The organism is Fictibacillus tiangongensis (assembly GCF_048083785.1).
In the GTDB taxonomy this organism is placed as follows: Bacteria; Bacillota; Bacilli; order Bacillales; family Fictibacillaceae; genus Fictibacillus.
The window spans coordinates 809,748-827,673 of the sequence record NZ_CP182294.1; the positions used below are offsets into that span (position 1 = coordinate 809,748).

Consider the following 17,926-nt stretch of genomic DNA (forward strand, 5'->3'; position numbering starts at 1 on the left):
TTTATGAGGAGGGTTGGGGGTATGGAATTATGTACCAGTTTAAGACACCCACAGCTTGGATACATCTTTTAGAGAAACATCAAAAAGATACACATCTGGATTGGAGAGAAGCTCCCATTCCTTGAAACCGAATGATGGATCAAACATATTAATCATCAAGCTAAGCAGATTTCCATGCGTAACAATCAGAACGGATTTATAGGATTCAGTTTGCAAGTCATTAATGAAGGAAGAGATTCTTTGCTTTGCTTCAAATGTGGACTCGCCACCAGGAAATTTCAGATGTTCTTCTATATATGTACGTTCTAGATTACTTCGCCAATTGGGGTCAGCTTCAGCAGAAAGAATACGTTCAGCCAATCGATCATCTATCTTTATAGATTGTTTACTTAACTCTGCAAAAGGTTTAATGGTGTCGACGGCTCGTTTGAATGGACTCGAGATCACACAATCAAAATGGTGACCCTCCAAAAAGACAGCCAGTTCTTTGGCTTGCTGTTCTCCTTCATTAGTGAGAGCAGCATGGCTTTCCTGACCTTCCGCTTTGCAATGTCTAATAGCCGTAATCTTCATTGATCTTCCTTCTTTCTATTTAGTAATACTAAACAAGGTGTTGATGGTAAGTCTTTTAGCCATCATTGATAAGTTGATTGGAGTGTAGGGTGCGAGACTCCTGCGGGACAGGTGGGCAGGTGAGACACTTAAACCTGAAACGTTCGAATGTGGCTCACCGCCTGCCCCGCGGAAAGCGAAGCACCTGAAACGGAAATCAACACTTTAAAGAACATCACAGAATTTCCTATCATCACTCAATTTAAACAGTTGTTTAAACTTTCGAGACGTAAACCCAAAACCCTCCCGAATACTATGAATGTTGAAAAACGAAGGGAGATTGTTATGTATCCTGAATTAAACCATTTTAAACAGATGAAAAAAGAATACGATATCGATATTGCCCGCGCTCAAGAAAAGTGGCAGCAACTACATAAACAAAAAGAATGGTCTTCAAATGAGTATGAAGAGTTATTAAATTCATACGGTGTAAGAAACTCAAAAATCACGATGGATGATTTAACAGAAGTAAAGAATAAATACTTGTTAGCTATGGAGAAAGAACGTAATGCCATGGAACAGCTGGATGAATTAAAAGAAAACCGAGATGACCGATTGTCTGAGTATCTGAAAACCGTTTATTCTTCACGGGATAGAGAATTAGACACTGCAAAAAATAGTATGGAAAAGAAAATACATCAGCTCGAACGTTTAAAAGCAGAATATCTGATGATGGTCAAACAGATACAAGAGATTCATGCGTATCGTCATTCTGTTGAAATAGAGACGAATGAAGCGATCACGAGTTATCAGCAATCTTATGAACCAAAAGAAATTCTTCCGTTGTATCCTTCATTGGCACGTTTAGAGATTCCGCTCTCTGATATTCAACATGTATTTCAAAAAGGTGAACTGCCTGATCATCTAAAAAAATATATCCATTTTAATGATGATCCTAAACGTTTTCCAAGATAAGAAGTCTGTTTTTTAAAAGGGAGTGAGTTGAATAAACTCCCTTTTTATCTATAAAAAAAAGCCATAATCCTTAAAGAAAGGATTATGGTAAAGAAAACCGAACGCATGATGAAGAAATGGGGGGTAGGGAATTGCTCTGCCGGCCTCTTGCCAACAGGAGAGATTTTGTATCTCACAATCATACTATATGTCCTGAGGAGTCAAATGGTATGGACAAGTGCCATGGGCATTCATGTATTTTTGAGAATAACAGGAGAAATTATTTCTCTTTAGCTTAACTTTACACTTTCGTTCCATTTTTTTAGAAGCTTCTTTTCTTTATCAGGGTGTAAGCCTGCTTTCCAGTCATCTGGTTTTAAGTTTCGGCTTTGAGACCATTCTGCAGTATCTTTTATCGTTTCTTCTATCGGTCGGAAGATCAATCCTTTGTTTATCGCTTTGGAATCATCCGCATAATCAAGACCACGATAATCTTCACTTGAGATCCAGAGTGGCAACTCAATCCATTCGCCGACGTTCTCCTTTAACAAGAAGGATTCGGCCACAGGCACGATTGTCGAGTGTTCTTGACTCCGCAAGCATTTTTGAACAACCTCATTGAAGTCATACACACCTCCAACTGCTTGATAGATCCCGTTCTCTTTATTCTCAGCCATCCGTACGATCCAATTCGCTAGATCACGAACATCAATGAATCGAACGGTCGGATCTTTCATCTCAGGGATTAAAATTTCTCCGCCTCGAAAACCTCTGGCTGGCCAATACGTGAAACGATCTGTGTAATCATGGGGGCCAACAATCAAACCTGGACGCAGGATCAAAGCATTCTCACCGAATACCTCTAAAACCTCTTGTTCACAAGCGGCTTTAAGGGCACCATAATGTTCACCAATCTCAGTAATGGTTCGATCAATAAGGTCAGCGGTTTTCGCTTCCTCCGTAATGTTTCGAACAGACTGATCTTCATAAACGGATACTGAAGAAACAAAGATATAGAAAGTTCCTTCTTTCTTGAGTGCTTCAGCTGATTTTCGGACCTGCTTAGGAAAATAGCCACACGTATCCAGTACAATGTCCCAAGATTCACTCTTAAGTGAAGACAGATCAAGATCTCTGTCACCAATAATCTCATGAACGTTTTCTGTTAACCCTTTTTTTGATGTTTTCCCTCTATGAAACAAAGTCACTTCATGATGATTGTTTTTAAAAGAATCTGCTACATGTTTTCCTAAAAAACGAGTGCCGCCAATAAGTAATACTTTCATCTTCTACACCACCTATTCCATTTTTCTTAAAGCAGGAAGTTTCCACATGATCAAAAGATTAACAACAATTAAAGAGAGTGCACCTAGAGACATAATGTTTTCAATAGAAAAGCCATAAGAGATTAACATGGACGTTGCTGCAAGTGATAAAGGAGCAAGACCCATACTTGCCATGGTTAGCAAACCCATCAATCTTCCTAGAAGGTTCTTATCAACGGAAGATTGTACCGCCGAGATAAGCGGTATATTCGTTGCGGGAAACGTAATGCCAATGAAGAAAATCGTCAACATACAAGCAAAAAGGGTGGAACTTTGACTAAATAAGAAAAAGAATATGTTCATGGTGAATAAAGAAACTGTCACCATCAGTCCACGTCTTTTCTTAACGTTTAAGATACCTATAATAACGGAGCTAATCAGCATGCCTAGAGCCATAGCACCTTCAATAAAGCTAAAATCAAGTGCGCTTCCGTCGAGCACGTTTTTCATGAAGATCGGCAATCCCATCATCAACGGTCCGATTACGAAAACATTAAGAAAGATCGTACTAAGAAAGAGTGCTTTTAAAAAAGCGGATTGTCTTACTACATCAATGCCCTCTTTTATAGATAGCCACATGCCGGGCTTTGCTGTGCTAGAACTCATAGCAGCTGGAATTTTTAACAAATAAGCAAGAATGGCAGAGAGCAGCAGCATCACAGCGGGTACACCGAACGAGAGTAAGTAGCCTCCGCTACTTGCAACAAGAAGACCTCCAATCATCGGTCCAAGTATTAACGAGCTTTGTTGGGTGGTCTGAATGACTGAATTTGCACGTGTTAATTGAGATTGGTCGACAACATTAGGCAGAAGAGATCCGTTTGCTGGCCATACGAAAGCATCAAGTGCCCCAAAAAATAAACCAAAAATGATAAAAGACAGAAGCGAGAGATGTCCTGTTGCAAGCATGATCAACAACCCGATTAACAAAAGGGTTCTTAGAAAGTTAGCGACGAACAAAATTTTCGTACGGCTGACTCGATCCGCAAGAACGCCGCCAATAGCCATGAATAAAATACGAGGAACGTTGGCTGCAATAAATACAATGCCGAGTGAGGCTTCTTTATCTAGAGTCTTCACAACATACCAACTCTGTGAGAATTGAAAGATGGCGATTGAAAAAGAAGAACAGATCGTTATCGCCCATATGAATAGGAATGATCGCTTTCTGAATAAAGACTCTGTTTCATTTTTCTGGAGTACAGCTATTGTGTCGGCCATCTTACTCTAGCTCCTCTTCAGGATAAGGTGTGTCTTTCAAAGGAAAAGAGAGCATAAAGTAGTGATAGATCTCACCATCGTCACTTTCATTCTTCTTAAATTCTGAGATTAAGTCAGATATTTCTTTTGCTTTGTCATGTAACAGTTTTACTTGATCGGAAGAAAGTTTTACATGTCTATAACCAAATTTAAGAGGAGAATCTGAATAAGCTAGTATTTCGGGATCTAATTTACGCACCATAGATTTTGTCTTTTCAAGAGAAACTAATATATTTTCTTTTAGTGCATCTGAAAGTTCATCTCTTACAGCATGCCGTTGATCGGGCAATATTTCGGCAATCGAAAATGAGTGAGCTACAGGTCTGTAGAACTTTTGTATAATGCCATTCTTTTCTTCTGTTCTCTCGACGTTAATTAAACCTACACGTTCAAGTTCCTTAAGGTGGTAATGAATCTTTGGTGCCGGAACTTCTAATAGGTCTGATAAAATTTTTCCTGTCTTAGCTTCCTCTAATATCTCCCATAGGATTTTGATACGCAGCGGGTCAGATATAACCTTTAACTGCTCAACTTCGCGTATATGATAAATTTCCTGCATGTTCAACACTCCTGAAACGTTCAAATATATTTGAACGTAATATATCCTATTTATATGCTAGTCGTCAACACTTTTACACATTATCTGTAAATAATAGTTCAAATGTTATGAAAATTCTTGTATAATGTTAGTATAATTCGCATTACAACTTAGAGGCTGGAGGTTCATAGTATGGGGAATAAGGATTTGAAGTCCTATGTGGAGAGATTGGAGAAAGTGCATTACATTGTGTCAAAGCGTTTACACCCGGAAATTGCTATAGAAAAGGAGTTAACGAAAACACAGTTTGTACTTTTGAAGACGTTGTGTATTAGAAATAAATGGACCGTTTCAAAATTGGCTGACTATATGGGTGTAAAACCAAGTGCGATAACTGTTGGTGCGGATCGTTTGTACAAGCGTGGATTTGTGAGTCGTTACCGTAGTGACTTAGACCGTCGTATTGTATATTTAGAGATTACTGAAGAAGGACATGAAATTTTACGAGAGGCTGAAAGTGAGAGAGTTAATTCTATAAGTAGTTATCTTAATCATTTATCACAGGAAGAATTAGGTATTTTTATTGATATTTACGAAAAGCTTGCAAGTGGCAATCATACAGACTCAGACGAGATCGTCTTTACAACACAAACCAGTTGAGGAACTGGTTTTTTTTGCGCCTTGGAAAGTATTAGTGAATGAGTCGCAGAAAAGTTTCTCTATTATTTTTTCATAGATTGGATTCTATTTAAATTCTTCACTGCATAGGATGTGATAGAAACGTCAACAGAAGTGGAGGGCTATACATGTTTACCCCGCAATTGAATATGAAGCGTTTACCATTATTACTTGCAGGCGCCATGCTATTTATTGTTGTAGCCACTAGCTTTATCACATCCTTTGAGCACAAATATCGGTTAAGTTCATCAACCATGCATAAATGGTTAACGGAATTTTCAGGTGAAGCACTCGTGTATTTCATAGGTTGGGAAAATCGATATTTTACACAAGAGCTTCCAAAAGAAAGTGAACCGCCGGCTTTATCGAGTGTTTTGTTCGAATTGACTACAAGCATAAAGCCTGGGGATATCCGGAGTCTATTAGGAAACGAACTTCCAGGTTTTGCGCTCTATGATTCAACGATCATTGTTGCTGGAGAAGGAACTGATTACACCAACCTGGCTTACGAATCTCCGCCGCCGATGGAACTCCTCTTAAGTGGTGAAGATGCAGAAGTTCAAGATATCGAACGCTTGGAAGATCCTGATCCTTCTGATTCAGATAATCCGCCAGGTCAAACAACGAGCGGAAAGAAAATCGCATATATCTATCATTCGCACAGTTGGGAATCATTTCTGCCTCACTTAAAAGGAGTCACGAATCCCGATCATGCTATTCACTCTAAAGTAAACATCACGATGGTAGGGAAAAAACTCGGTGAGGAATTAGAGGCGAGAGGAATTGGAACATCCGTCGATATGACAAACATGACGGAGCTTTTGAGGAAGAATAACACAGACTATAGAAAGAGCTATCCGATGTCACGAACACTGGTTCAAAGTGCGATGTCAAGCAACAAAGATATTGATTTAATCTTTGACCTGCATCGAGATTCAATGAGAGGAAAGTCTACAACAACAGAAATCAATGGGAAGTCATACGCACGTACTTTATTCGTAATCGGTAAAGCGAATCCTAATTTTGAGAATAACCAAAAAGCAGCGCAAGAGATCAACGCGATCTTAGATAAAAAATACCCTGGTTTAAGCCGAGGGGTCATCGGAAAAAACAAAACTCAGGGAAATGGGGTTTATAATCAAGACCTTTCTGATCATGCTTTGCTCATTGAGTTTGGCGGAGTAGATAACAACATGGATGAGTTGTACAGAAGTGCTGAAGCAGTTGCTGAAGCAGTTGCCGAATACTATTGGAAAGAAAATGGAGCGAAAGCTGAATAATGTTGAAAGGCTCTAGAGGTGGTGTTAACCTCTGGAGCTTTTTTAGTGTTTCTATTTTTGCTTAAAATTAATGTGGACAGTAAAAATAGGAGAGTGGACAGTAAATCTACAAAAGTGGACAGTAAATTAGCGAAAGTGGACAGTAAAACAAAAAAAGTGGACAGTATTTTCGTAAAAGTCGACAGTAAGTGCCATAGAGGAGTTTGTGCATGGGCCCCGTTTTCTTGTTAATGACGGTAATTTGTCCAATTGACTAGTGAATCTGTCCGATTCGAAGATTAATCTGTCGGATTGGTCACATAATCTGTCAAATTCAAAATTCACCACCGATTGGCCCCGCAAATTTCCGAAGTGTCTGTATATCAACCCATTATGTACACAAAAAAACCGTTTCCGAATGATTGAAACAATATCTAATTTCATAACAGTCGTCAAATCTGCAAATCCTATAAAAAAATGGTATAAAAAGAGAGAATCCCTTAGTTTTATTTGTAAGGGGAAGGGAATAAAAGAGAGTAAAAGAAGATTGGTAAAAAGGAGCACGTGCATGAAACGAATATGGGAATTTTTCCTCACACTATTATTACTTGTCTGTTTATACATCGTTTTTTTTGCAGAAGGATATGTAGTAATCAAAACGATTTTTGGGCTCCTTTACATCGCAGTGATTCTTTATACGATTTATTCACTTATGCTTGAGAATAGAACAGCTCAACATACACTTCTATGGATTTATGTTTTGATCCTGTTTCCGTTTATCGGTTATATGTTCTATCTGTATTCGGGTCAGCTTTATCTAAAAGGTCATCTATTCAAATCTAAAAGAAAAAAAGACAGGGACGAGTGGATCCGAGTATCCAAACAAGAAGAAAAACCAGACTTTAGTGATTTGAAAAGGCATCAGCAGTGTTTTGCAACGCACGCTCACCACATTACCCTAACGCGATTAAACAGAAAAACAAGTTCAAAAATTTTAAAGAATGGCCAAGAGACGTTTCCAGAAATCTTTGCGAGACTAGAAGAAGCCAAGGAGTATATACATATTCAGTATTATATCTTTCGTTCAGATCGCCTTGGCAAAGACATTATTGACCTTTTAATAAAAAAAGCCAATGAAGGTGTAAAAGTTAGATTTTTGTTTGATGGAATAGGAAGTCTTTCTCTTCAGCAATATGACATCGACAGAATGAAAAAAGCAGGAATCTTAGTAGAAGCCTTCCTACCTGTTCGATATGGCTTTTTTAATCAAAAACTTAATTTCAGAAACCATCGTAAGATTATCATTATTGATGGAAAGGTTGGATTTGTCGGAGGCTTGAATGTAGGCGTCGAATATTTAGGAGAAGATCCTGAAATTGGCTTCTGGCGCGATACACATATGGTTATGGAAGGAGAAGCTGTTCAAGTTCTTCATGCGATCTTCTTAATGGATTGGGAATATGTTTGTGGAGAAGATCTTTTAGAAGATAATCACCTTACAACCGCATACCCTGCCGAAGGAGACGGAACCGTTCATGTTGTAGCAAGTGGTCCTGACACCCAGCTTGGGATCATGAGTGATCTATTCTATTCTTTGATCTCATGTGCAGAGAAATCCATCTGGATCGCCACGCCATATTTTGTTCCAAATGAAGCAATTCGAACGGCATTGAGAGTGGCAGCAAAAAAAGGAGTCCAAGTTCGATTATTGGTTCCTGAGATCAACGATGGATTCTTGACGCAATATGCGACGCGCTCCTATTTTCCAGAGCTTCTGCGTGCGGGAATAGAGATCTATTCCTACAAAAAAGGATTCCTTCATCAAAAGGTAATCATCATCGATGGTGATACCGCTTCGATCGGAACTGCCAATATGGACATGAGAAGTTTTCACCTTAACTTTGAAGTGAACGTGTTCTTGCTGAATACAGAATCTGTCCATGATCTTGTAGAGCAATACGAAGAAGATATGGTGGAATCTGTAAAAGTGAAACCTGTTGAGTTTTACAAAAGAGGTTTGTGGGAACGCACAAAAGAATCGTTTGCTCGTCTGTTCTCAGGTGTCCTCTAATATCAGCTGGTTGCCTGATATCGGCTATAACCCAATAAAAAACTAGAATAGAACCCCCCCCTCAGGAATAGGTTGTACGAGACCGTGTTTGGTGAGGGGGATTTTTTTATGGATTGGCTTGAGGCCTTAATATTGGGCATTGTGCAAGGAGTAACAGAATTTTTACCTGTAAGTTCTACTGGCCATCTGTTGCTTGGCAGGCAAATGTTTCAGCTAGAAGAAGCTGGATTATTTCTTGATAGCATGCTTCACATTGGAACACTTATTGCCGTGATGTCGGTGTATTGGCGAGAAATTCTAGAAGTGATATTAAGACCCTTCAGCAAAACGGGAGTTCTGCTTATCGCTGGAACGATTCCAACCGCTGTTATTGGACTAGCATTTAAAGATTTTTTTGAAGATATCTCAAAAACGGGGATCACCGTTGGATGGGAGTTTCTGATCACTGGCTTTTTGCTTTGGTGGGCTGATTCCTATAAACGCAATGGATATAAAGGAATCGAGGATATTTCTATACGCGATGCAGTTGTGATCGGAACGTTTCAAGGAGCAGCGATTCTTCCTGCTATTTCACGATCAGGTCTAACGATTGCAGCAGCGCTCTTTTGTAAGATCGATAAAAAAGCGGCTGCTTATTTTTCATTTCTTCTATCTATCCCATCTATTGCGGGTGGAGTAGTCTTACAATCAAAAGATCTATTTACCGGGGCACATCCACCGATCTCTTATTCAGCATTATTAATTGGTACGTTAGCGTCAGCTCTATTTGGATATATGGCAGTAAAGTGGATGATTAAACTCCTTCAAACCGGCACGTTAAAAGGATTTGCTATCTATGTGTGGCTGATCGGAATCGTTGTATTGATCCTTCAATTTTCAGGTAAAATGTAAAGTATTTGTTAACACGCAAAAAATGGATTGACATTTAAAAGAGAGAGGATTACAGTATATGTAATTCGAAATTTAGCAGGCTTTAGATCGCTGAATTTACAGTTATTTTTATAGTGAAACTACTGTAAAACGGGGGAACCAATCTTTTGGGGTGAATTTTGCTCTATTTGCAAAAAGGGATACTCCAATCCCTAATCCGACAGCTAACCCCGTAAGCGTCATGTCACTGGAGAGGTCAATTTGGTGGAAAACCGGACCCGCTTTTTTGTGTGGTCTTTTTTTGCGTTTTTTTACTTAAATTTGTAAGCCTCTTAACCAGCAAGGCTAGAGAACAACGGAGTAAAAACTTCATGGATTTTAAGGGGAGACCATAATGAAAAAACAATTTGCAGTTATTGGGCTAGGACGTTTTGGTGGAAGCATCTGTCGAGAATTTGCCACGATGGGCTATGATGTTCTAGCTATAGATAAAGACATGGAAAGAGTAAATGAGTTTGCTACCATAGCGACTCAAGCTGTTCAAGCAAACTCTACTGATGAGAACGTGATGAAGTCGTTAGGAATTCGTAATTTTACTCAAGTCATCGTATCGATTGGAGAAGACATTCAAGCGAGCATTCTAACCACTTTACTTCTAAAAGAAGCAGGCGTTCAAAAAGTGTGGGTTAAAGCACAAAATGACTATCATCATAAAGTGTTGGAAAAGCTAGGAGCAGACCGTATTATCCATCCAGAACGTGATATGGCGCTGCGCGTTGCTCAACTTATCTCTTCTGAAAAGATTATTGATTTTATAGAGCTATCACATGAACACAGTATTGTTGAGATAGGTGTAACAGATAAGCTTGTAAACCGGACCTTAACAGATCTTGATGTTCGTGCACGCTATGGATGTAATATTGTGGCTATCAAACGTGGAGATGAGATTCTCGTTTCACCGATCGCTGATGTATCTCTTCAATATGGAGATATACTTGTCGTGATCGGTCGTAACGAAGATCTAAACCGATTTGAGGATGAGGAAGTGTAAGCATTGGCACTACATGTCAGAAAGCATAAACGTTTTTTGCATAACCCAATTAAATTGAACCCTCCTCAGTTTTTAGCGTTGCTATTTTTATTTCTCATTTTTGTGGGCATGTGTTTGTTAAAGCTGCCTGTTGCTCATGAAAAAACGTTATCTTGGGTAGATGCATTTTTTATTGCCACTTCAGCAGCAACAGTAACAGGCTTAGCTACAGTCGATCCTGGCTCGACGTTCACTTTGTTTGGTGAGATCGTTATCTTGTTCTTAATCCAAGTGGGAGGACTCGGGGTCATGTCATTTGCATCGCTCGTTGTTATTATGATGGGAAGAAAAATTTCCATCAAACAACGTGTATTGATGCAAGAAGCACTCAACCAGCCTTCTATTGGCGGAGTAATCCGATTAGTTCGGAATCTCTTTATATTTTCAATCGGTATTCAGATCATTGCCATTTTCTTGCTATCATTAAGACTTGTGCCGGATTTAGGTGTGAGCAAAGGGATTTATTACAGCATATTCCACGTCATATCGGCTTATAATAATGCTGGTTTCTCCCTCTGGTCTGATGGTTTGATGGGTTATGTAGGAGATCCGATGATGAACCTAGTCATCTCGTTTCTGATTATAACGGGTGGAATAGGGTTTACAGTATTAGTTGATATTTGGGTAAGCCGCCGGTGGAAAACACTCTCTCTGCATTCTAAAGTGATGTTGCTATCAACTCTAATAATCAATGTTGTTGCGATCTTGTTTTTCTATCTTTTTGAGTTCAACAATCCTAAGACCATTGGGATGCTTTCAGGGGCGGAACAATTTTGGGCTTCTTACTTCCAAGGGATCACGCCAAGAACAGCAGGATTTAACTCGATAGACATGACCGCGATCAATCCAGATACATCTCTAATGATGATTCTATTGATGTTTGTTGGAGCGGGGAGTACTTCAACGGGTGGAGGAATCAAGCTGACAACGTTTGTCGTTATTCTCTTTACGGTTGCAGCTTTCTTAAAAGGTAAAGATGATACAGTAGTTATGAAAAGAACCATTCGAAATGCAGTGGTCTACAGAGCTCTTGCGATTACGACCATATCTATCCTGTTCATTTTTGCCGCACTATTTATTATCACATATGTCCAAAGAGACACATCATTTATGGTCATCGTATTTGAAGTTGTGTCTGCCTTTGGAACAGTTGGATTAAGTATGGGTCTGACCCCAGATCTAACAGTCATCGGAAAAATTGTAATCTGTGTGGTAATGGTTTTCGGAAAATTAGGACCGCTAACGCTGGCGTTCAGTCTTGCTAAACAAACAAAAGATAATATTAGATATCCAGACGGCGAAGTATTCACTGGGTAAAAAAGAGGCTAATGCGATGAAGGAACTTCCTTCATTCTGCATTAGCTTTTTTGGTTATTTATGGGTTAATTGACTTCCTCTTGGGAAAGCTAAACAAGATTTCATTGCTACTTTAAAGAGAGAGGAAGAGGGACCGTTATGCAAAAAATTAAAGAAGCTTTTCTCGTTTCTCCTTTTCTTGTCTTTTTCCTCGTCCATTCTGAACAAGTAGGGGTAGGGGTTCTTGGGTATCAGCGGATCATTGCTAAATACGCAGGTTATGATTCTTGGATTTCGGTTATCATCGCTGCTGTTTTTGTACATATTTTAATCTGGATGATCTATTACGTGCTTGATAATGGTGACGGAGATATCGTAACCACACATAAAACGTTGTTTGGCGGTTTTCTAGGCAATCTATTCAACCTATTTTTGCTTCTCTATTTTCTGCTTTGGTCGATTACTGTACTAAGAACGTATATTGAAGTCATACAAGTATGGATGTTTCCTACATTAAGCACATGGAAGATCGCAGCAGTATTCCTTGTATTAACGTACTACGTCGTTTCTTCCGGTTTTCGAACGGTGGCGGGAATCTGCTTTTTAGGGGTGGTTATTCCATTAGGATTGATCGTTTTATTAGTGTATCCGCTGGAATTTACTCATTTTTCAAATCTTCTGCCCGTATTTGATGAAAGTATTAAGGATTACTTGTCAGCTACAAAAAATATGATGTTGAGCTATCTTGGTTTTGAAACACTTCTTGTTTTTTATCCGTTTATTAAAAATGCAAAGCGTTCTCAAAAGTTTGCTCATCATGCTAACCTTTTTACATTTATGATGTACTTGCTAGTCACTTTGTTTTCGTTTGCCTTCTTTAGCGAGGAGCAATTGTCTAGAAATATTTGGGCAACACTATCTATGGTCAAAATCGTTCAAGTTTCCTTTGTGGAACGCTTTGATTTCGTATTTGTCTCCATTATTGCACTGGCGATTTGGTGTTCGAGCCGTGTAGCCAAATTGATGCTGAACATTCGTCATCATATCACACTCATCGTGATGCTAGTCTTAGTATTAGCGGCATGCTACTTTTTGGACACACGTCTGAAGATTAACATATTAAACAACTACACGAATAAGATCGGTTTTTACTTAGCTATCAGTTATATTCCACTTCTATTCATAATGACTTACATTAAAAAACACTTTAAGAAAAATAATAACGAACAGGCTCCATCTACTACATGATGCATTTTAGTAAAAAAACTGACTGTTAACTTCCTTCATCTGTTCAATAAATAAAGGAGTCAGCAGTCAGTTTTTTATTGTTTTCTTATTCATTGCTGCTTGAAAGTAGTTGATTTTTCGTTACAGATTTTAAGCTTGAAGAAGCATAGTGAGACGTGTTTTATGCTTTTCACGCTGTGAATCATCTGATGTGTTGTGCCAATTCTGCAGAGTCTCGTTGATCAATTGTGTGACCATATGCTTTGTCCAGATTACATATGCACCATACGTATCACCTTTAAAAAAGGAAGAAAGCATATTATTATCAGGACCGAAGAAGAAACCGAGCTGATCATGAATGAGCGTGGCTTCATCCATCGAAAAAGGCATGATTTTATCTGAAAGCGTAAATTGATATGAATTGTTTTCTTTTTTAATAAATGCGATCGCGTATACCTGTCCTTCAGGAAGAAATCCTTTTGTAGTAGGTAAGAGCAGTAACGGATTATGTCCTTTGTCATAGGCGATAAAAAAGTCATTCACATCTTCCTCGAACTGTGGTGTGCGTGACATTGAAGCAAGTGCAATTTCTTTTTGTACGTTTAACATGTAACAACCCTCATTCCGTTATATTTCTTACTATCATTCTTACCGCTAGTTTGATAGATTATACGTGTCATTTTCTTTACTAAACTGCTGTGATAAGTTGTTGAAAGGGAATTGACGGACAAATTGTAAACGCATACACTAGAGATAGTTATTAGCCGTTAGAGAAAGAGTGATTCATGCAATGGCATTATCAAATGAACGTTTGATCGGAAAGATGGCCATGTTAGGGGTATTAGATGAAAGTTATCTGCCTGAAATCGAGAAATTGGGCTGGAAGTATTGCGTAGGCAAAGCCGGTTCAATGGATTCACAAAAGGTAGTAGCTGCCATTGAAACAGCGGCCAAAAGTGAAAATATCATTCAAACTGGGATTTATCGTGAAACACATTCGTTATATCATGCCATCATGGAAGCTTTTCATGGGGTGACAAGGGGACAGGTTCAGCTTGGAACCGTTCTTAGGACTGTAGGTTTACGGTTTATTGTTGTCCGAGGTAATCCGTATGAGAAGAAAGAAGAAGGTGACTGGATCGCAGTCGCTCTCTATGGAACGATTGGTGCTCCTGTAAAAGGATTAGAACATGAGGCGATCGGACTAGGAATCAATCATATTTAAATAGTGCCCATAGTAACTAGTGATTAGGGGGCGTATTCGAAAGAGTTTTCTTTCGGGTGCGCTCTTTTTGTATGTGATGTAAGTCTTTATTAAAGCAGTACTTGTTGCTTTTGAAAGTGGTTGACTTCCGTTCCAGATACTCCCTTTCCGTGGGGCAGGCGGTGAGCCACATTCGGACGTTTTACTCTTAAGTGTCTCACCTGCCCACCTGTCCCACAGGAGTCTCGCATCTTACACTCCAATCAACTGCTCAATGAAGTTTTCTAAGGCACAATTTTCGCAGTTGTAAAAAAAACACGCACTTTGCACTTTTAATGAAGAAGAATATAAAGAAAAGAACCTTAGTAAAAGGGGGATGAAGATGATTACATTAACAGGTAATACGCTTTCCATGGAAGAGCTCAAGCGGATTCTGCATCATAATGAACCAGTGGAAGCTTGCCCTGTCAGTATGAAGAAAGTAGCAGACAGCCGGAAAGCGGTTGAAGAGATCGTGGCTGAAGGTAAAGTGGTATACGGAATCACGACGGGCTTCGGAAAGTTTAGCGATGTTTTTATTTCTAGAGATGATGTTGAGACCTTGCAGATCAATCTGATCCGCAGCCATGCGTGTGGAATTGGAGATCCATTTCCTGAGACAATCAGTCGTCTTATGCTTATTTTAAGAGCAAATGCTCTGCTAAAAGGATTTTCAGGTATCCGCCCAGTCGTAATCGAAAGGTTGCTAGAGTTAGTCGAAAAGAGTGTCCATCCTGTCGTTCCTCAACAAGGATCACTTGGCGCGAGTGGAGATCTTGCTCCGCTTTCTCACCTAGCACTTGTGTTAGTAGGTGAGGGAGAAGCGTATTACAAAGGAGAACGGATCACTGGCCAAGAAGCTTTAAAGAGAGCGGGTATTGAACCTGTCGTATTGACGGCGAAAGAGGGGCTTGCTTTGATCAATGGAACGCAAGCCATGACAGCACAAGGAATTGCTGCCTATATAGAAGCGGAACGTATCGGACTCATGGCAGATGCGATTGCAGCGCTTACCACAGAAAGTTTACGAGGTATAACAGATGCGTTCGATGAGGACGTACATCTTGCTCGAGGTTATCAAGAGCAGGTAGATGTTGCAAAGCGCTTAAGAGAATATTTAGAAGGCAGCCAGCTTACAACGAAACAAGGAGAGATCCGGGTTCAGGATGCTTACTCCTTAAGGTGCATCCCTCAAGTTCATGGTGCCTCGTGGCAAGTTCTTGGTTATGTAAAAGAAAAGCTTGAGATCGAAATGAATGCTGCAACAGATAACCCACTGATTTTTGATGGAGGAAACAAAATCATATCAGGTGGAAATTTTCATGGTCAGCCTATCGCTTTTGCTATGGATTTCTTAAAGCTCGCAGCAGCAGAATGGGCAAATATTTCTGAGCGAAGGATCGAACGGATGGTCAATCCTCAGTTAAGTGACTTACCAGGTTTCTTAAGTCCGAATCCAGGGCTCGAGTCTGGTGCGATGATCATGCAATATGCAGCTGCATCACTCGTTTCAGAAAACAAAACATTGGCTCATCCTGCAAGTGTTGATTCGATTCCTTCATCGGCCAATCAAGAAGATCATGTGAGTATGGGAACGATCGCTTCTAGGCATGCGGCTCAAATTATTGCGAATGCAAGGCGTGTACTTGCTGTCGAGTTAATCTGTGCGATGCAAGCAGCAGATTTTAGAGGTCCAGAAAAATTAGCACCTAAAACAAAGAGAGTATATGAACAAGGAAGAATCGTTTGTCCGACGATACAATGTGACCGCATGTTCCACCGCGATATGGAAGCTGTTGCTTCATGGATCCTTGATAATTCGTGGAATGACATCTTAATCGGATCAAAAATTCAAAAGTTAGCACATTAAAAGGAGGTATTTTTACATGTCAAACGTAAAACATTCTATATCAGCTGCTAGAGGCACAAAATTATCGGCAAAAGGGTGGGTTCAAGAAGCGGCCATTCGAATGCTGATGAACAACTTAGATGGGGAAGTAGCGGAGAATCCGGATGAACTAGTCGTTTATGGTGGTATCGGCAAAGCTGCCCGCAACTGGGACTCTTATCATAAGATCATAGAAACATTAGAGCGTTTAGAGAATGATGAAACTCTTCTTGTGCAATCTGGAAAGCCGGTCGCTGTATTTAAGTCACACAGAGATGCGCCACGGGTTTTACTCGCGAACTCCAACCTTGTTCCTGCATGGGCAAATTGGGATACATTCCGTGATCTTGAGAAAAGAGGACTGATGATGTATGGCCAGATGACAGCAGGAAGCTGGATCTATATCGGCACGCAAGGCATCCTTCAAGGTACGTACGAGACGTTTGCAGAAGCTGCTCGCAAACATTTTAACGGATCACTAAAAGGAACGATTACACTCACAGCAGGTCTCGGAGGTATGGGTGGGGCACAGCCTCTAGCAGTAACGATGAATGATGGTGTTGTAATCGCGATCGATGTAGACGAAACAAGAATCCAACGCCGCTTAGACACAAGATACTTAGATAAGATGACAAAGAGTTTAGATGAAGCATTAAGCATGGCTAAAGAATACGCGGCCAAAGGTGAGCCACTATCCATCGGACTCTTAGGAAATGCAGCTGAGCTTTTACCAAAGATGATTGAGATGGGAGAGATTCCGGATTTTGTTACGGATCAGACATCTGCCCATGACCCGTTGCATGGCTATTTACCAGTAGGTTTCTCGATGGAAGAAGGAGCAGAACTTCGTAAACGTCATCCTGAGCAATATATTGAAAAATCGAAGCAATCGATGGCGATCCACGTTCAGGCAATGCTTGAGATGCAAAAGAAGGGTTCTGTTGTATTTGATTATGGAAATAACATCAGACAAGTTGCGCTTGATGAAGGAGTTACAAACGCATTCGATTTCCCTGGGTTCGTTCCAGCGTTTATCCGACCGCTGTTCTGTGAAGGAAAAGGACCTTTTAGGTGGGTAGCATTATCGGGAGATCCAGAAGATATCAGAAAAACAGATGAAGTGATATTACGAGAGTTCAGTGATAACGAGCACCTCTGCAAATGGATCAAGATGGCTCAAGACAAAGTACAGTTTCAAGGTCTTCCTTCCCGCATCTGTTGGTTAGGTTATGGTGAACGTGCGAAGTTTGGAAAAATTATTAACGAAATGGTAGCTAGCGGCGAATTGTCAGCACCCATCGTGATCGGGCGTGACCACTTGGATTGTGGTTCAGTTGCATCGCCTAATCGTGAAACAGAAGGAATGCTTGATGGCAGTGATGCGGTTTCGGACTGGCCGATTTTAAACGCGATGATCAATGCGGTAAATGGTGCGAGCTGGGTGTCTGTGCACCATGGCGGCGGCGTTGGGATGGGTTATTCTCTTCATGCCGGAATGGTTGTTGTAGCAGATGGAACAGAAGAAGCGGCTCGTCGTCTTGAGCGTGTACTAACGAGTGATCCTGGAATGGGAATCGTAAGGCATGCTGATGCAGGTTATGACCTTGCGATTGAAACAGCGAAAGAAAAAGGCGTAGATCTGCCGATGATCGAGAACTAAAAAGGGGTGTGACGA

The 17,926-nt window shown here is 40.1% G+C and carries 16 protein-coding genes and 1 riboswitch; of the genes, 11 read left to right on the forward strand and 5 right to left on the reverse strand.

The annotated features are described in order from the left end of the window. Window positions 1-39: 39 nt before the first annotated feature. Window positions 40-573 (reverse strand): histidine phosphatase family protein, encoded by a 534-nt coding sequence (locus ACNJYY_RS04510; RefSeq protein WP_416730725.1) that lies wholly within the window; start codon window positions 571-573, stop codon window positions 40-42. A 324-nt stretch (window positions 574-897) separates the two neighbouring features. On the opposite strand from ACNJYY_RS04510, the gene ACNJYY_RS04515 reads away from it, so the two are divergent. Then, complete coding sequence (locus ACNJYY_RS04515; RefSeq protein WP_416730726.1) at window positions 898-1,527, forward strand: hypothetical protein; 630 nt, start codon at window positions 898-900, stop codon at window positions 1,525-1,527. Between the two features lie 269 nt (window positions 1,528-1,796). Here the strand turns inward: ACNJYY_RS04515 and ACNJYY_RS04520 are convergent, their stop codons facing one another. Genes ACNJYY_RS04520 through ACNJYY_RS04530 form a run of 3 tightly spaced genes read right to left on the reverse strand, consistent with a single transcriptional unit; the run spans window position 1,797 to window position 4,650 of the window. Then, window positions 1,797-2,792: an NAD-dependent epimerase/dehydratase family protein gene (locus ACNJYY_RS04520; protein WP_416730727.1), complete on the reverse strand. Its 996-nt coding sequence runs from the start codon at window positions 2,790-2,792 to the stop codon at window positions 1,797-1,799. A 12-nt stretch (window positions 2,793-2,804) separates the two neighbouring features. Beyond that, a complete protein-coding gene (locus ACNJYY_RS04525) occupies window positions 2,805-4,052 on the reverse strand; it encodes an MFS transporter (protein WP_416730728.1) in 1,248 nt (415 codons plus the stop codon). A 1-nt stretch (window position 4,053) separates the two neighbouring features. Next, window positions 4,054-4,650 carry an ArsR/SmtB family transcription factor gene (locus ACNJYY_RS04530; protein ID WP_416730729.1) on the reverse strand — a complete coding sequence of 199 codons (597 nt, stop codon included), beginning with the start codon at window positions 4,648-4,650 and terminating at the stop codon, window positions 4,054-4,056. A 171-nt stretch (window positions 4,651-4,821) separates the two neighbouring features. On the opposite strand from ACNJYY_RS04530, the gene ACNJYY_RS04535 reads away from it, so the two are divergent. From ACNJYY_RS04535 to ACNJYY_RS04565, 7 genes are all read left to right on the forward strand, one after another. Beyond that, on the forward strand, window positions 4,822-5,289 hold the full coding sequence (locus ACNJYY_RS04535) for a MarR family winged helix-turn-helix transcriptional regulator (RefSeq protein ID WP_416730730.1): 468 nt from the start codon (window positions 4,822-4,824) through the stop codon (window positions 5,287-5,289). A 146-nt stretch (window positions 5,290-5,435) separates the two neighbouring features. Then, complete coding sequence (gene spoIIP, locus ACNJYY_RS04540) at window positions 5,436-6,587, forward strand: stage II sporulation protein P (RefSeq protein WP_416730731.1); 1,152 nt, start codon at window positions 5,436-5,438, stop codon at window positions 6,585-6,587. 547 nt (window positions 6,588-7,134) lie between these two features. After that, the gene (gene cls, locus ACNJYY_RS04545) at window positions 7,135-8,637 is read left to right on the forward strand and encodes a cardiolipin synthase (protein WP_416730732.1); all 1,503 of its coding nucleotides are present in this window, start codon (window positions 7,135-7,137) and stop codon (window positions 8,635-8,637) included. Window positions 8,638-8,745: 108 nt separating this feature from the next. After that, entirely contained in the window at window positions 8,746-9,528 is a 783-nt protein-coding gene (locus ACNJYY_RS04550; protein WP_416730733.1) for an undecaprenyl-diphosphate phosphatase, read from the forward strand. A gap of 78 nt (window positions 9,529-9,606) precedes the next feature. Beyond that, window positions 9,607-9,762: riboswitch (cyclic di-AMP (ydaO/yuaA leader) on the forward strand. 139 nt (window positions 9,763-9,901) lie between these two features. Then, on the forward strand, window positions 9,902-10,558 hold the full coding sequence (locus ACNJYY_RS04555) for a potassium channel family protein (RefSeq protein WP_144702694.1): 657 nt from the start codon (window positions 9,902-9,904) through the stop codon (window positions 10,556-10,558). Between the two features lie 3 nt (window positions 10,559-10,561). Then, window positions 10,562-11,914, forward strand: a complete 1,353-nt coding sequence (locus ACNJYY_RS04560; protein WP_416730734.1) for a TrkH family potassium uptake protein — start codon at window positions 10,562-10,564, stop codon at window positions 11,912-11,914. Between the two features lie 138 nt (window positions 11,915-12,052). Then, complete coding sequence (locus ACNJYY_RS04565) at window positions 12,053-13,141, forward strand: GerAB/ArcD/ProY family transporter (protein ID WP_416730735.1); 1,089 nt, start codon at window positions 12,053-12,055, stop codon at window positions 13,139-13,141. A 129-nt stretch (window positions 13,142-13,270) separates the two neighbouring features. Here the strand turns inward: ACNJYY_RS04565 and ACNJYY_RS04570 are convergent, their stop codons facing one another. Beyond that, a complete protein-coding gene (locus ACNJYY_RS04570) occupies window positions 13,271-13,729 on the reverse strand; it encodes a hypothetical protein (RefSeq protein ID WP_416730736.1) in 459 nt (152 codons plus the stop codon). Window positions 13,730-13,910: 181 nt separating this feature from the next. Here ACNJYY_RS04570 and hutP point away from each other — a divergent pair, with 181 nt between their 5' ends. From hutP to hutU, 3 genes are all read left to right on the forward strand, one after another. After that, window positions 13,911-14,345 (forward strand): hut operon transcriptional regulator HutP, encoded by a 435-nt coding sequence (hutP, locus tag ACNJYY_RS04575; protein ID WP_066391539.1) that lies wholly within the window; start codon window positions 13,911-13,913, stop codon window positions 14,343-14,345. Window positions 14,346-14,706: 361 nt separating this feature from the next. Further along, window positions 14,707-16,233 carry a histidine ammonia-lyase gene (hutH, locus tag ACNJYY_RS04580; protein ID WP_416730737.1) on the forward strand — a complete coding sequence of 509 codons (1,527 nt, stop codon included), beginning with the start codon at window positions 14,707-14,709 and terminating at the stop codon, window positions 16,231-16,233. Between the two features lie 16 nt (window positions 16,234-16,249). After that, window positions 16,250-17,911, forward strand: coding sequence for a urocanate hydratase (hutU, locus tag ACNJYY_RS04585; protein ID WP_416730738.1), 1,662 nt, complete (start codon window positions 16,250-16,252; stop codon window positions 17,909-17,911). Window positions 17,912-17,926: the final 15 nt, after the last annotated feature.

Bases quoted from the DNA above. Each gene is read 5' to 3' on its own strand.
- ACNJYY_RS04510 (WP_416730725.1), bottom strand. From the start codon at position 573: ATGAAGATTACGGCTATTAGACATTGCAAAGCGGAAGGTCAGGAAAGC.
- ACNJYY_RS04515 (WP_416730726.1), top strand. From the start codon at position 898: ATGTATCCTGAATTAAACCATTTTAAACAGATGAAAAAAGAATACGAT.
- ACNJYY_RS04520 (WP_416730727.1), bottom strand. From the start codon at position 2,792: ATGAAAGTATTACTTATTGGCGGCACTCGTTTTTTAGGAAAACATGTA.
- ACNJYY_RS04525 (WP_416730728.1), bottom strand. From the start codon at position 4,052: ATGGCCGACACAATAGCTGTACTCCAGAAAAATGAAACAGAGTCTTTA.
- ACNJYY_RS04530 (WP_416730729.1), bottom strand. From the start codon at position 4,650: ATGCAGGAAATTTATCATATACGCGAAGTTGAGCAGTTAAAGGTTATA.
- ACNJYY_RS04535 (WP_416730730.1), top strand. From the start codon at position 4,822: ATGGGGAATAAGGATTTGAAGTCCTATGTGGAGAGATTGGAGAAAGTG.
- spoIIP (WP_416730731.1), top strand. From the start codon at position 5,436: ATGTTTACCCCGCAATTGAATATGAAGCGTTTACCATTATTACTTGCA.
- cls (WP_416730732.1), top strand. From the start codon at position 7,135: ATGAAACGAATATGGGAATTTTTCCTCACACTATTATTACTTGTCTGT.
- ACNJYY_RS04550 (WP_416730733.1), top strand. From the start codon at position 8,746: ATGGATTGGCTTGAGGCCTTAATATTGGGCATTGTGCAAGGAGTAACA.
- ACNJYY_RS04555 (WP_144702694.1), top strand. From the start codon at position 9,902: ATGAAAAAACAATTTGCAGTTATTGGGCTAGGACGTTTTGGTGGAAGC.
- ACNJYY_RS04565 (WP_416730735.1), top strand. From the start codon at position 12,053: ATGCAAAAAATTAAAGAAGCTTTTCTCGTTTCTCCTTTTCTTGTCTTT.
- ACNJYY_RS04570 (WP_416730736.1), bottom strand. From the start codon at position 13,729: ATGTTAAACGTACAAAAAGAAATTGCACTTGCTTCAATGTCACGCACA.
- hutP (WP_066391539.1), top strand. From the start codon at position 13,911: ATGGCATTATCAAATGAACGTTTGATCGGAAAGATGGCCATGTTAGGG.
- hutH (WP_416730737.1), top strand. From the start codon at position 14,707: ATGATTACATTAACAGGTAATACGCTTTCCATGGAAGAGCTCAAGCGG.
- hutU (WP_416730738.1), top strand. From the start codon at position 16,250: ATGTCAAACGTAAAACATTCTATATCAGCTGCTAGAGGCACAAAATTA.